This is a genomic window from Bradyrhizobium sp. SBR1B (genome assembly GCF_014198205.1).
In the GTDB taxonomy this organism is placed as follows: domain Bacteria; phylum Pseudomonadota; class Alphaproteobacteria; order Rhizobiales; family Xanthobacteraceae; genus Bradyrhizobium.
Map to the genome: position 1 here is coordinate 33,213 of NZ_JACIHC010000029.1, position 11,992 is coordinate 45,204.

12 protein-coding genes are annotated in these 11,992 nt (G+C 65.0%); 3 read left to right on the forward strand and 9 right to left on the reverse strand.

Going from position 1 to position 11,992, the window contains the following annotated elements; genetic code table 11:
• Positions 1–175: 175 nt before the first annotated feature.
• The 4 genes from acpS to rpoZ form a co-directional block, all read right to left on the reverse strand.
• The gene (gene acpS, locus GGD61_RS37350) at positions 176–595 is read right to left on the reverse strand and encodes a holo-ACP synthase (protein WP_018320010.1); all 420 of its coding nucleotides are present in this window, start codon (positions 593–595) and stop codon (positions 176–178) included.
• Complete coding sequence (locus GGD61_RS37355) at positions 592–1,344, reverse strand: pyridoxine 5'-phosphate synthase (protein ID WP_018320009.1); 753 nt, start codon at positions 1,342–1,344, stop codon at positions 592–594. The genes acpS and GGD61_RS37355 overlap by 4 nt, the downstream gene beginning before the upstream one ends.
• Positions 1,345–1,389: 45 nt before the next feature.
• Complete coding sequence (locus tag GGD61_RS37360) at positions 1,390–3,675, reverse strand: bifunctional (p)ppGpp synthetase/guanosine-3',5'-bis(diphosphate) 3'-pyrophosphohydrolase (RefSeq protein ID WP_018320008.1); 2,286 nt, start codon at positions 3,673–3,675, stop codon at positions 1,390–1,392.
• Positions 3,676–3,879: 204 nt separating this feature from the next.
• Positions 3,880–4,272 (reverse strand): DNA-directed RNA polymerase subunit omega, encoded by a 393-nt coding sequence (gene rpoZ, locus GGD61_RS37365; protein ID WP_008133017.1) that lies wholly within the window; start codon positions 4,270–4,272, stop codon positions 3,880–3,882.
• 329 nt (positions 4,273–4,601) lie between these two features.
• Between rpoZ and GGD61_RS37370 the strand changes: the two genes are divergently transcribed.
• Both GGD61_RS37370 and GGD61_RS37375 read left to right on the forward strand, forming a co-directional pair.
• A complete protein-coding gene (locus tag GGD61_RS37370; protein WP_018320007.1) occupies positions 4,602–5,246 on the forward strand; it encodes an NYN domain-containing protein in 645 nt (214 codons plus the stop codon).
• Positions 5,227–5,901 (forward strand): uracil-DNA glycosylase, encoded by a 675-nt coding sequence (locus tag GGD61_RS37375; protein ID WP_018320006.1) that lies wholly within the window; start codon positions 5,227–5,229, stop codon positions 5,899–5,901. The genes GGD61_RS37370 and GGD61_RS37375 overlap by 20 nt, the downstream gene beginning before the upstream one ends.
• A gap of 9 nt (positions 5,902–5,910) precedes the next feature.
• On the opposite strand, the gene GGD61_RS37380 is transcribed toward GGD61_RS37375, so the two are convergent.
• The 4 genes from GGD61_RS37380 to dapA are packed head-to-tail and all read right to left on the reverse strand — an operon-like array spanning position 5,911 to position 8,388.
• Positions 5,911–6,492 (reverse strand): peroxiredoxin, encoded by a 582-nt coding sequence (locus GGD61_RS37380; RefSeq protein ID WP_092257562.1) that lies wholly within the window; start codon positions 6,490–6,492, stop codon positions 5,911–5,913.
• 4 nt (positions 6,493–6,496) lie between these two features.
• Positions 6,497–6,970, reverse strand: a complete 474-nt coding sequence (smpB, locus tag GGD61_RS37385) for an SsrA-binding protein SmpB (protein WP_018320004.1) — start codon at positions 6,968–6,970, stop codon at positions 6,497–6,499.
• A 59-nt stretch (positions 6,971–7,029) separates the two neighbouring features.
• Positions 7,030–7,443, reverse strand: a complete 414-nt coding sequence (mscL, locus tag GGD61_RS37390; protein ID WP_026202292.1) for a large conductance mechanosensitive channel protein MscL — start codon at positions 7,441–7,443, stop codon at positions 7,030–7,032.
• 54 nt (positions 7,444–7,497) lie between these two features.
• Positions 7,498–8,388, reverse strand: coding sequence for a 4-hydroxy-tetrahydrodipicolinate synthase (dapA, locus tag GGD61_RS37395; RefSeq protein WP_092257565.1), 891 nt, complete (start codon positions 8,386–8,388; stop codon positions 7,498–7,500).
• 279 nt (positions 8,389–8,667) lie between these two features.
• Here dapA and GGD61_RS37400 point away from each other — a divergent pair, with 279 nt between their 5' ends.
• Entirely contained in the window at positions 8,668–11,088 is a 2,421-nt protein-coding gene (locus tag GGD61_RS37400) for a lytic transglycosylase domain-containing protein (RefSeq protein WP_183232234.1), read from the forward strand.
• A 514-nt stretch (positions 11,089–11,602) separates the two neighbouring features.
• On the opposite strand, the gene GGD61_RS37405 is transcribed toward GGD61_RS37400, so the two are convergent.
• Positions 11,603–11,992 (reverse strand): porin (locus tag GGD61_RS37405; RefSeq protein WP_183232233.1); only part of this gene is annotated, 390 nt, incomplete at its 5' end.

An 11,992-nucleotide genomic window follows, 5' to 3' on the forward strand; every position in this document is an offset into this window, starting at 1 on the left:
AGATTGTCCTGATTCTGATAGTGAGGGCCAATTCCGGCGTAAAGCCGAATTCGCCCAAGCTGATTTGCGTCCGCGGACTTTTAGACGGTTGTCGGAGGCCACGCAATCAAGGATCGCATCAAAACTGAATAAGGCATTGATTTAAAACACAAATCATAAAATCGCCGGGGCCCCCTCAGGGTTTCGGCAGCGGGACGGCCGAAATGATCACGAAGGCCTGCGCCAACGGCCAATCGTCGGTGATCGACAGGTCGATCCGCGCCTCGAACCCCTCCGGGGTCAGGGTCTGGAGCCGGGCCAGCGCCCCGCCGGTCAGCTGCATGGTCGGCCGCCCGCCCGGCAGGTTGACCACCCCCATGTCGCGCCACCAGACGCCGCGCCGGATCCCGGTGCCGAGCGCCTTGGAGCAGGCCTCCTTGGCGGCGAAGCGCTTGGCGTAGGTCGCCACCACCATCTTCTCGTTCTTGGCCCGCCGCTCCGCCTTGGCCCGCTCGGCCGCGGTGAAGATGCGGTCGAGGAAACGCTCGCCGTGGCGCTCGATCACCTTGGCGACGCGGGTGATGTCGATCAGGTCGGAGCCGACGCCGATGATCATGCCCGGCTCCGGCCGCGGTCCATCGCCGCGCGCATGCTGCGCACCGTCTCGGCAAGACCGACGAACAGTGCTTCGCCGATCATGTAGTAGCCGATGTTGAGCTCCATGATCTCTGGAAGGGCGGCAATCGTCTCCGCCGTCGCATAGTCGAGCCCGTGCCCGGCATGAACCTCGAGCCCGGCCGCCTTCGCCAGCTTCACGCCCGCCACGATCCGCTGCCATTCGGCCTCGGCCTTGGCGGTGTGGCCGTCGACGACGGCATCGCACCAGGCGCCGGTATGGATCTCAATAACAGGCGCGCGCAGCCGCGCCGCCATCTCGATCTGGGCGGGATCGGCGGCGATGAACAGGGAGACCCGAATGCCGGCATCGTTCAGTCGCGCGATATAGGGCGCGAGCGCGTTGTGCTGGCCGACCACATCCAGCCCACCTTCAGTGGTCACTTCCTGCCGGCGCTCCGGCACCAGGCACACCGCGTGCGGCTTGGTGGCGAGCGAGATGCGCATCATGTCGTCGGTCGCCGCCATCTCGAAATTGAGCGGCTTGGAGATCTCGGCCTTCAGCCGCGCCATGTCCTCGTCGCGGATGTGGCGGCGATCCTCCCGCAAATGGGCGGTGATGCCATCGGCGCCGGCTTCGATCGCCAGCAGCGCCGCGCGCACCGGATCGGGATGGCGGCCGCCGCGCGCGTTACGCACGGTTGCGACGTGATCGATATTGACGCCGAGGCGAAGCTTCGAAGCGGGCATTTCAGAACTCACGAAATCGGAGGGACGGACGGCTGCGGAGGAAGCCTATCCATTAACACGTTCGACTTTGGCGACGACCGCCTTCGCGCGCAGCTGGGCCAGGATCGCGCTGAGGTGCTTGAGATCGTAGACTTCGAGATCGATCGTCGTCTCCGTGAAATCAGGCGAGCGGCGCTGCATGCTGATGTTGTCGATATTGCCGTCGTGCTCGGCGATCACGGTCGCGATCTGCGCCAGCGCGCCGGGCTCGTTGACGTTCTCGACCTTGATGCGGGCCGGAAAGCGCTGCGGCGCGGAGTCCTCGATGTCCCAACGGACGTCGAGCCAGCGCTCCGGCTCCTCCTCGAAATCCTTCAGCGCCGGCGCCTGGATCGGGTAGATCGTAATGCCCTCTCCCGGCGTCACGATGCCGACGATGCGATCGCCCGGCACAGCGCCGCCATTCGGTGCGAACTTGATCGGCAGGTCGGAATTGATGCCGCGGATCGGGATCGCGACCGGGCTGCGCGGCGGCTCCGACGACTTCTCCTTGAGCTTGGCGGCAAGCCCCTTCTTCACGCCGTAGCGCGCGATGCGCTCCTCCTTGTAGTCGGGGTACATCGCACGCGCGACGTGGGAGGCCTTGATCTCGCCGCGCCCCACCGCCGCCATGACGTCCTCGATCGAGGTGCGCGCGAGCCGCGGCAGCGCGCCCTTGAGCTTGTCGTCGGCGTATTCGATCTTGGCGCGCTCGAACAGGCGCTCCACGATGCGCCGGCCGAGACCGGCGTATTGATCGCGCACCGCCGTCCGGGTGGCGCGGCGGATCGCGGCGCGCGCCTTGCCGGTGACCGCAAGCGTCTCCCAGGCCGAGGGCGGCGCCGATTGCGCTTCCGAGGTCAGCACCTCGACCTCGTCGCCGTTCTGAAGCTCCGAGGACAGCGGCGCGAACTGGCCGTTGATCTTGCAGCCGACCGCGCTGTTGCCGACGTCGGTGTGCACGGCATAGGCGAAGTCGATCACGTTGGCGTGGCGCGGCAGCGCGATCAGCTTGCCCTTCGGGGTGAAGCAGAACACCTGGTCGTGAAACAGCTCGAGCTTGGTGTGCTCGAGGAATTCCTCCGGATTGGCGCTTTCCGAGAGGATGCCGATGGTGTGGCGCAGCCACGCGAACGCATTGGATTCGCGCTTGAGGAATTCGGTCGGCGAGCCGACGCCCTCCTTGTAGAACACATGCGCGGCGATGCCGCGCTCGGCGATCTGGTCCATCGCCTCCGTGCGGATCTGCAGCTCGACGCGCTGGTTGCCGGGGCCGATCACCGTGGTGTGGATCGAGCGATAGTCGTTCTGCTTCGGCGTCGAGATGTAGTCCTTGAAGCGTCCCGGCACGACCGGCCAGGTGGTGTGGACGATCCCGAGCGCGCGATAGCAGGCCTCGATGTCGTTGACGACGAGGCGGAAGCCGAAGATGTCGGACAATTGCTCGAAGCCGACCGACTTGCGCTCCATCTTGGTCCAGATCGAGAACGGCTTCTTGCGGCGGCCATAGACCCGCGCCCCTAAGCCCCGGTGGCGCAGATTGTTCGAGAGCTGGTCCTCGATCTCGCCGATCAGATTGCGGTTGCGCTCGGCGAGCGCGTCGAGCCGCTGCATCACCACCGAATAGGCTTCGGGATCGAGGGTGCGGAAGGACAGATCCTCCAGCTCCTCGCGCATTTCCTGCATGCCCATGCGGCCCGCCAGCGGCGCATAGATGTCGAGCGTCTCCTCGGCGATGCGCCTGCGCGATTCCGTCGGCACGAAATCCAGCGTGCGCATGTTGTGCAGGCGATCGGCGAGCTTGACCAGGAGCACACGGACATCGTCAGCAATGGCCAGCAACAATTTGCGCAGGTTCTCGGCCTGCTTGGCCTCCCGCGACACCAGCTCGAGCCGCTTCAGCTTGGTCAGACCCTCGACCAGCGCGCCGATCTCCGGCCCGAAGATCTGGTCGATCTCGGCCCGCGTCGCTTCGGTGTCCTCGATGGTGTCGTGGAGCAGCGCGGCCACGATGGTGGCGTCGTCGAGCTTGAGGTCGGTGAGAATCGCTGCCACTTCGAGCGGGTGCGAGAAATACGGATCGCCCGAGGCGCGGGTCTGCGAGCCGTGCGCCTTCATGGCGTAGACATAGGCGCGGTTCAGCAGGTCTTCGTTGGTGTTGGGATTGTAGGACCTGACGCGCTCGACGAGGTCATATTGACGCATCATGCGCGCGCGCGGCTTGGCCGGGCGCGCGACCGGCGCAGTCGGGGCCACGGCAACCGATTCGGTTGCGGCCTGCATCTGCGTGGATCTGCGGCGCCGATATACCATCCCGTCCTGCCTTCAAACGAGCCCGAGCCGGCCCGCTGTATACATCTTAGCTCCGATCGCGCTTGTGTCCGATCAATTCAGTAACAGGACGCATCGCCAGCTACAACGCATGGTAACCACGAAAACGTCAACAAAAGCAAAGGCCCGAACACCGGTTCGGGCCTTTGATAAAATCACAAGAAATCGACGATCGCGACGGACGATTTACTCGTCTTCCTCGGGCTGCTCCTCGGGCGGCGCGAGGCCTTCGAGACCCTTCAGGAGCTCCTCTTCGGTCATGCGCTCGACGGCGACTTCGGTATCGTCCGCATCGACGCTCGCGCCCGCGGAACCGATCAGCGGCACCGTATCCGGCTCGGGCTCGTCGACCTCGACGAACTTCTGGAGCGAGTGCACCAGCTCCTCGCGCAGGTCCTCGGGCGAAATGGTCGTGTCAGCAATTTCGCGCAAAGACACAACAGGGTTCTTGTCGTTATCGCGGTCAACCGTTAGTTGTGAGCCGGACGAAATCATGCGGGCACGGTGGGCGGCCAGCAGGACCAGGTCAAACCGGTTGTCGACCTTGTCGATACAATCTTCTACGGTGACGCGAGCCATGGACTGTCGCTCCGTTGTGGGTGGGACGAAATATGTGGATGATTGGGGCTAGTTATAGGGGCTGGGGCCGTTTCGCAAGGCCAATTTGTGATTTGGCCTCGCCAAACGGCTCTGCTACCCCCACATTGGGGCTGGGATGGGCGGTTACCCGGGCTGCCATCGAGGGCGGCGCCGGGTCTATGAAAGTCCGCCATAACTATACCTTGTTTGCCCCGACTTCTCCGGATTTGCGGCTTCGACGGATTTCGGCGGCACCCTAGAACTGCGCGGCCTGCTGCCGCCGCGCCAACAATAAACGATCAATCACGAACACTACGCGAGCAAACTGAATGTCACCTTCCTCCACCGACAAGATCGCGCTCTTCATCGACGGAGCCAATCTCTACGCGACGGCGAAAACTCTGGGCTTCGACATCGACTACAAGCGCCTGCTGAAGGAGTTTCAGAGCCGCGGAACGTTGCTTCGGGCGTTCTACTACACCGCCATCATCGAGGATCAGGAATACTCCTCGATCCGCCCGCTGATCGACTGGCTGGATTACAACGGCTACACCGTCGTCACCAAGGCGACCAAGGAGTTCATCGACGCCTCCGGCCGCCGCAAGGTCAAGGGCAACATGGACATCGAGCTCGCCGTGGACGCCATGGAGCTTGCCGAGCACATCGACCAGATGGTGCTGTTCTCCGGTGACGGTGACTTCCGCTCCCTAGTCGAGGCCGTGCAGCGCCGCGGCGTTCGGGTCACGGTGATCTCCACCATCGCCAGCCAGCCGCCGATGATCGCCGACGAGCTGCGCCGCCAGGCCGACGTCTTCACCGACCTCGTCGAGCTGCAATCCAAGCTCGGCCGCGATCCCTCCGAACGCCCCGCCCCGCGCGACCGCGGTGATCGCGAGGCCCGCCACCACGCCCCGCAATTCCTCCAGCGCGCAACCACGATGGCGCCGAGGGGCGATGACGACTTCGAGGAGTGAGGCGGCCCGGTCAAGCCGCCAGCCTCCCACCCTCGTTCCCGACCGCAATTGTCCGCTCTGTCCGCGCTTGGTCGCCTTTCGTGAGGCGAACCGGGCGCGTGAGCCGTTGTGGCACAATGCGCCGGTTGCGCCCTTCGGCGACATCAAGGCCCGCCTGTTGATCGTCGGCCTCGCGCCGGGGATGCAGGGCGCCAACCGCACGGGACGGCCGTTCACCGGCGATTACGCCGGTGACCTGCTCTACGCCACCCTGCTCGAATATGGATTTGCCAAGGGCACCTATCAGGCGCGTCCCGATGACGGCCTGAAGCTGGTCGACTGCCGGATCGCCAATGCCGTGCATTGCGTTCCGCCACAGAACAAGCCGCTGCCCGTCGAGATCAACACCTGCCGCCAGTTCCTCGTGGCGAATCTCGAGACGATGCCGAAGCTGCGCGCGATCATCGCGCTCGGGCGGATTGCGCACGACAGCGTGCTCAAGCCGCTGAACCTGAAGGCCTCGCAGGCCCCCTTCGGCCACGGCGCCGTGCATCAGGCCGGCGCGTTCAGGCTCTACGACAGCTATCATTGCTCGCGCTACAACACGAACACCGGCGTGCTGACGCCGGACATGTTCCGGTCGGTGTTCGCGAAGGTGAAGGCGGATCTCGATTAGCGCCCTGGTTCAGGCCTTGGCCGGATTGGCCTTCAGCCAGTCCAGGACGTCGCCGGCGTTCCGGTCGGGCGGAAACACCGGGTAGAACAAATGCGTGATCCTGGCGTCGTCGATGATCAGCGCAAGACGCTTGATCAGCGTCAGGCCCGCGACCTCCATCGTCGGCAGATTGAGCGCGCGCGTCAGCGCCAGCTTCTCGTCCGACAGCACGGGGAACGGCAGATGCAGCCGTGACGCCATCTCAGTCTGGTACTCGTTGCTCTGGGTCGAAAGGCCGAACACGTGGGAGGCGCCGGCGCCCTTCAGTTCGGCGAACAGATCGCGAAACGCGCAAGTCTGCGGCGTGCACCCGCGTGCACCCGGGATCATGTCCCAATCGTCGACCAAGGAAATCTTGCCGGGTTCGCCGGTGCGGGGATAAGCGAACACCACGGTCCGGCCGCGCAGCGCCGACAGCGTCACCGAGGTGTCGTTGGTCGCGAGCAGGCCGATTGGCGGCAGCGTCACGCCGGTCAGATGCGCGGCGCCGCCGTCGTCTTCAGGTGCGGGAATCTGGCTCCAATCGACCTCGAGCAGGTTCCGTTGATTCATCTCGCTATCCCCTCGCCCGCATCAGGCGGCCCTTCTCCCGGCTCCAGTCGCGCTTCTTCTCGGTCTCGCGCTTGTCGTGCAGCTTCTTGCCTTTTGCAACCGCCAGCTGCAACTTGGCGCGCCCACGCTCATTGAAATAGAGCTTGAGCGGGATCAGCGTCATGCCCTCGCGGTCGACGGCGCCCATCAGCTTGTTGATCTGCCGGCGATGCAGCAGCAGCTTTCGCGGCCGCTTCGGCTCGTGATTGAAGCGGTTTCCTTGCAGATATTCGGGAATGGTGGCGTTGATCAGCCAGATCTCGCCGTCCTTGGAATCGGCATAGGACTCCGCGATCGTGCTCTTGCCGTTGCGGATCGACTTGACCTCGGTGCCGGTCAGCGCAATCCCCGCCTCGATCGTATCCTCGATCGCATAGTTGAAGCGGGCCTTGCGATTTTCCGCCATGACCTTGATCGGACGTTCGTTCTTTTCAGCCATGGCGACGAAACCTGAGCGCGATGCGCAGCGATGCTAACAGTTTGGATGAAGCGCGCGCGTCACTTCTTGAGGAGATCGCGGATCTCGGTCAGCAGCACGACCTCCTCCGACGGCTTCGACGGCTCCGCGGGCTTGGTCTCTTCCTTCCGCTTCAGTGTGTTCATGGCGCGGATCACCAGGAACAGCACGAAGGCGACGATGATGAAGTTGATCGTCAGCGTCAGGAAGCTACCGTAAGCAAGTACGGCGCCTTGCTTTTTCGCATCCGCTAAGTTGGTGGCGGTCACCGACTTCGACAAGGGGGCGAAGTAGTTCGAGAAGTCGAGGCCGCCGGTCGCAGCGCCGATGATCGGCATGATGATGTCACCGACGAGCGAGGTGACGATGGCGCCGAAGGCCGCGCCGATGATGACGCCGACCGCGAGATCGACGACGTTGCCCTTCATGGCGAACTCACGGAACTCCGTGAGCATCCGCCTGCCCTTTTCGTCGACGCTCATGAACGGCCTCCCCGATAGGTCAACCCATCAGTTGATCAGGCCAGCGTGCACCATGGCGCTGCGCACGGCAACGCGGGTCGGCTCGGAGACCGGCACCATCGGCAGCCGCATCGTCTCGTCGAGCTTGCCGAGCAGCGACATCGCGTACTTGATCGGCGCCGGGTTGCTCTCGATGAAGAGGTTGTTGTGCAGCGGCATCAGCTTGTCGTGGATCTTCAGCGCGGTGGCATGGTCGCCCTTGGCCCAGGCGGCCTGGAACTCCGAGCACAGGCGCGGCGCGACGTTCGAGGTCACCGAGATGCAGCCGTGGCCGCCATGCGCCATGTAGCCGATGATGGTCGCGTCCTCGCCCGAGAGCTGGTTGAAATCCTCGCCCATCGCCGCACGCTGCTGCGACACGCGCACCATGCTGGCGGTGGCGTCCTTCACGCCGGCGATGTTCTTCAGCTCCCATAACCGCTTCATGGTGTCGACGGACATGTCGATCACCGAGCGCGGCGGGATGTTGTAGATGATGATCGGAATGCCGATTGCGTCGTTGATCGCCTTGAAGTGCTGGTACATGCCTTCCTGGGTCGGCTTGTTGTAGTAAGGCGTCACCACCAGCACGGCGTCCGCGCCCGCCTTTTCGGCGTGCTGAGCGAGCTCGATCGCCTCCTTGGTCGAGTTGGAGCCCGCACCCGCGATCACAGGCACGCGGCCCTTGGCTTCAGCGATGCACCATTCGACCACCTTCTTGTGCTCGTCATGGCTGAGCGTCGGGCTCTCGCCGGTGGTGCCGACCGGCACCAGGCCGTTGGTGCCCTCCGAAATCTGCCAGTTGACCAGGGATCGGAATGCCGCCTCGTCCAGCGAGCCGTTCTTGAACGGCGTGACCAAGGCGGTGAACGACCCCCGGAATTTCGTCTTGGCTGCCATGGACTTCCTCCGTACGCGGCTATCTCTTGAGCAAGCCCCTTTCATATCGGGTCTACCCCGCCGGTAAAAGGCCCGCTTCCGTGTGACGCACCGTTTAGGCCGCGATTTTGCCGCGGTAGTGGTGCAAATCGGCCCGCGGTAAGCGGCTGTTGGTATTTTGTCCGCATATTCAATCAAATACAGCTAGATCTTGAGCCACTTGACTGATTCGGGGCGACCAAACCCGTGACCTCATTCCCTCGTGCCGCCTGGCGATCCACCGGTCTCATCGTGTGCCTGATGGCAGGGCTATCGGTCGGCTGCGCCGCCCTCGCCAAGTCCAATGAGACGACGGCGGAAGCTGGCAAGGACACCGCGAAGCCAGCCGCCAAGGACACTGCCAAGGACAGCGCGAAGGGCTCGTCCAAGGGAACCGGCAAGGAAACTTCGAAGGACGCGGCCAAAGGAGCAAGCCAGGGAGCAAACAAAGGCGCAAGCAAGGGTGCAGCTCCTGCCCCGGCCAAGGACGCTGCGAAGAAACCGGCCAAGGAGGCAGGCAAGGACGCCGGCAAGAGCGCCGGAAAAGAGCCCGCGAAGGACAAGCCCAAGCCCGCCGCAGCGGCCCCTGCGCCGAAATCGCATCCGGCCGCCAGCGGTTCGCCGCCGAAAACGGCCCCCGCGCCGGCCGTGACGGCTACCGTCAGGCCTTCCGCCCCCGTCGCCAGACCGGCCGCAGCGCCGGTGCTGGCCCCGGCGACGCGCCAGCATGCCGCGCCGCGCAAGCCGGTCATACCCGCCGCGGTCGCAGCGACGTCGTCGACGCCCCAGGGCGACAAGGACGCCCTCGAGAGCGTCATCGAGCTCGTGCGCAAGCGCAAGGCGGGTGAGGCCAGCAACGTCGCAGCGGGCATCTCGGATCCGGTCGCGCGAAAACTCGCGGAATGGATCATCCTGCGCAGCGAGGACAATGGCGCGACCGTGGAGCGCTACCGCGCCTTCCTCTCCGCCAATCCGAGCTGGCCGTCGCAGACCTTCCTGCGCCGACGCCTCGAGGCCGCGATGTGGGACGACAGGCGCGACGATTCCGTCGCGTGGTCGTGGTTCGAGAACGAATCTCCGATCTCCGCCAAGGGCCGCTTCACGCTCGCCAAGGCGATGCTGGCGCGCGGCGACCGCGCCAATGCCGAGCGGCTGGTGCGCGAGGCCTGGCGCAGCGATCCGATGTCCGAGGATACCGAAAACAACGCGCTCGACCAGTTTGGTGCCCTGCTGACGCCGGGCGACCAGAAGGCGCGGATGGACACCCTGCTCTACGGCAGCGAGAACGAGGCGGCGTTGCGCGCCGCAAAGCGCCTGGGCGCCGGCTATGTCGCACTTGCCAAGGCCCGCATCGCCGCCGTCAAGAAGGCGCCGAACGCGCGCGCGCTGCTCGACGCCGTGCCCCGCGAGCTGCACAACGACCCCGGCTTCACCTTCAGCAAGATCCAGCTGCTACGCCGCGAGGAGAAATTCGCCGAAGCAGCCCAGCTCATGCTGTCGGCGCCGAAGGATCCGAACCGGCTCCACAATCTCGACGAATGGTGGATCGAGCGGCGTCTTTTGGCGCGCAAGATGATCGACACCGAGGAATTCCGCAGCGCCTATCTGATCGCGCGCGACGCCGCACTGCCCTCGCGCGACATCTACAAGACCGAGCAGGAATTCACGGCCGGGTGGATCGCGCTGCGCTTCCTCAACGACCCCGCGGCCGCCACCCAGCATTTCGCCCGCATCGGCGTCGGCAGCGTCAATCCGACCGCGCTGGCGCGTGCCGGCTATTGGCAGGGCCGCGCCGCGGAAGCGGCGGGGCGCCAGCAGGAGGCGCGCAACGCCTATGCCCGCGCCGCCGAACAGTCGACCAGCTATTACGGCCAGCTCGCCCGGGCCAAGCTCGGCCTGCCGCAGATCGAGCTCAACAGCCAGCCGCGCGGCCGCGGCGCCGAACGGCTGGAGATCGTGCGCGCCGCGCACCTGCTCTACGAGCTCGACGAGCGCGAGATGGCGATACCGCTGCTGGCCGACATGGGCGAGAACGGCGATCCCGAAGCGCTCGCCGGCCTCGGCGAGCTGACCCAGCGTTACAACGATGCGCGCGGCATGCTGCTGCTCGGCAAGGCCGCGCTCAATCGCGGCCTGCCGTTCGACTTCTATGCCTATCCCGTTAACGGCATTCCGCAGTTCACGCCGATCGGTCCCGAAGTCGAGCGCAGCATCGTCTATGCGATCGCGCGGCAGGAGAGCGCATTCAATCCGTCAGTGGTCTCGCCGGCCCAGGCCTACGGCCTGATGCAGGTGACGCCCGACGCCGCGCGCTATGTCTGCAAGCGCCACGGCGCGACCTACGATCTGGGACGGCTGAAGAACGATTCGGTCTACAACGCCACGCTCGGCTCGGCCGAGCTCGGCGGACTGCTCGAGGATTATCGCGGCTCCTACATCATGACCTTCGCCGCCTACAATGCCGGCCGCGGCAGCGTGAAGAAGTGGGTCGAGCGCTACGGCGATCCGCGCGATCCCAAGGTCGATGCGGTCGACTGGGTCGAGCTGATTCCGTTCTCCGAGACGCGCAACTACGTGCAGCGGATCATGGAGAACCTTCAGGTCTACCGCGCCCGCTTCGGCGGCGGCACGCGCCTGCAGATCGAGGCCGATCTGCGCCGCGGCGCCGGCAGCGTGGAATAGCGATCCGCTCTTTCGATTCAGCCGCGAGCATGGGTGGCAAGCGCCGCAATTGCCTCGCGTGCAGATGAAGGCGCCTATCGCCACCGCTGCAAAGGCAGATCAGCGAGGCGTTGCACGGCCCCACGCCGGCCAACGACAGTCCTCCCCCAGCGCGCCGCTGTCAGAGATGGGAAGCGCGGAGCTCCCCTCTCCCAACCAGAGCAATCGCAATTGGGAGCGACTTCTGTGTGGCCATCCTTCGAGACGCCCGCCATTGGCCGGCTCTCAGGATGACGGGTGCGCGGCGGCAGACTTGACGGGCATCGACGCCGCTTGGCCTCCAGGAGACCGCCGCCGGGTCCGCGCAAAGCGCTTTGAAGGACACGGCGCGCGCTCAGCTGGCGTATGCGATTGCCCTGCTCTGGCAATGCGCCGAACTTGACCCATTGCGCCAAGCGAGAAGGCAAGCACCGGGGCAAAAGAAAAGCCCCGGCGGTTTCCCGCCGGGGCTCTCTGTCAGGTCGTTAGACCGAACTTACCAGTTGCGCTGAGCGCGGAGGAGCAGGGTGATGGTGTCCTGATCCTTGAGCTCGTACACGGCAGCCGGCTTGGCCGTCGTGCCGGCACCAGCGTAACCAACCGTACCGGAGTACTTCTGGTCGAGATGGGTCCAGTTCAGGTCAGCCGAGAACGTGAGGTTCTTGACGGGGGTCCAGCGGGTGATGACACCGACCTGCGCAACGGCGAAGTCAGGATTACAACCCGTCACACCGACCAGGCCACCGAACACGCCGCCTGCACCGCCAGCGCCGCAAAGCGTGGTCTTGGCGAGCGAGCCGAACTGCGCCTGAGCGTAGGCACCGTACAGCGCGGTGTTCCAGTAGGGATCCCAGTTATGGGTGTAAGCGCCGCGGAAGCCCCAGGT

Bases quoted from the DNA above. Each gene is read 5' to 3' on its own strand.
- GGD61_RS37370 (WP_018320007.1), top strand. From the start codon at position 4,602: ATGTCACCTTCCTCCACCGACAAGATCGCGCTCTTCATCGACGGAGCC.
- GGD61_RS37355 (WP_018320009.1), bottom strand. From the start codon at position 1,344: ATGCCCGCTTCGAAGCTTCGCCTCGGCGTCAATATCGATCACGTCGCA.
- GGD61_RS37360 (WP_018320008.1), bottom strand. From the start codon at position 3,675: ATGGTATATCGGCGCCGCAGATCCACGCAGATGCAGGCCGCAACCGAA.
- smpB (WP_018320004.1), bottom strand. From the start codon at position 6,970: ATGGCTGAAAAGAACGAACGTCCGATCAAGGTCATGGCGGAAAATCGC.
- rpoZ (WP_008133017.1), bottom strand. From the start codon at position 4,272: ATGGCTCGCGTCACCGTAGAAGATTGTATCGACAAGGTCGACAACCGG.
- dapA (WP_092257565.1), bottom strand. From the start codon at position 8,388: ATGGCAGCCAAGACGAAATTCCGGGGGTCGTTCACCGCCTTGGTCACG.
- GGD61_RS37375 (WP_018320006.1), top strand. From the start codon at position 5,227: ATGACGACTTCGAGGAGTGAGGCGGCCCGGTCAAGCCGCCAGCCTCCC.
- mscL (WP_026202292.1), bottom strand. From the start codon at position 7,443: ATGCTCACGGAGTTCCGTGAGTTCGCCATGAAGGGCAACGTCGTCGAT.
- GGD61_RS37400 (WP_183232234.1), top strand. From the start codon at position 8,668: ATGGCAGGGCTATCGGTCGGCTGCGCCGCCCTCGCCAAGTCCAATGAG.
- GGD61_RS37380 (WP_092257562.1), bottom strand. From the start codon at position 6,492: ATGAATCAACGGAACCTGCTCGAGGTCGATTGGAGCCAGATTCCCGCA.
- acpS (WP_018320010.1), bottom strand. From the start codon at position 595: ATGATCATCGGCGTCGGCTCCGACCTGATCGACATCACCCGCGTCGCC.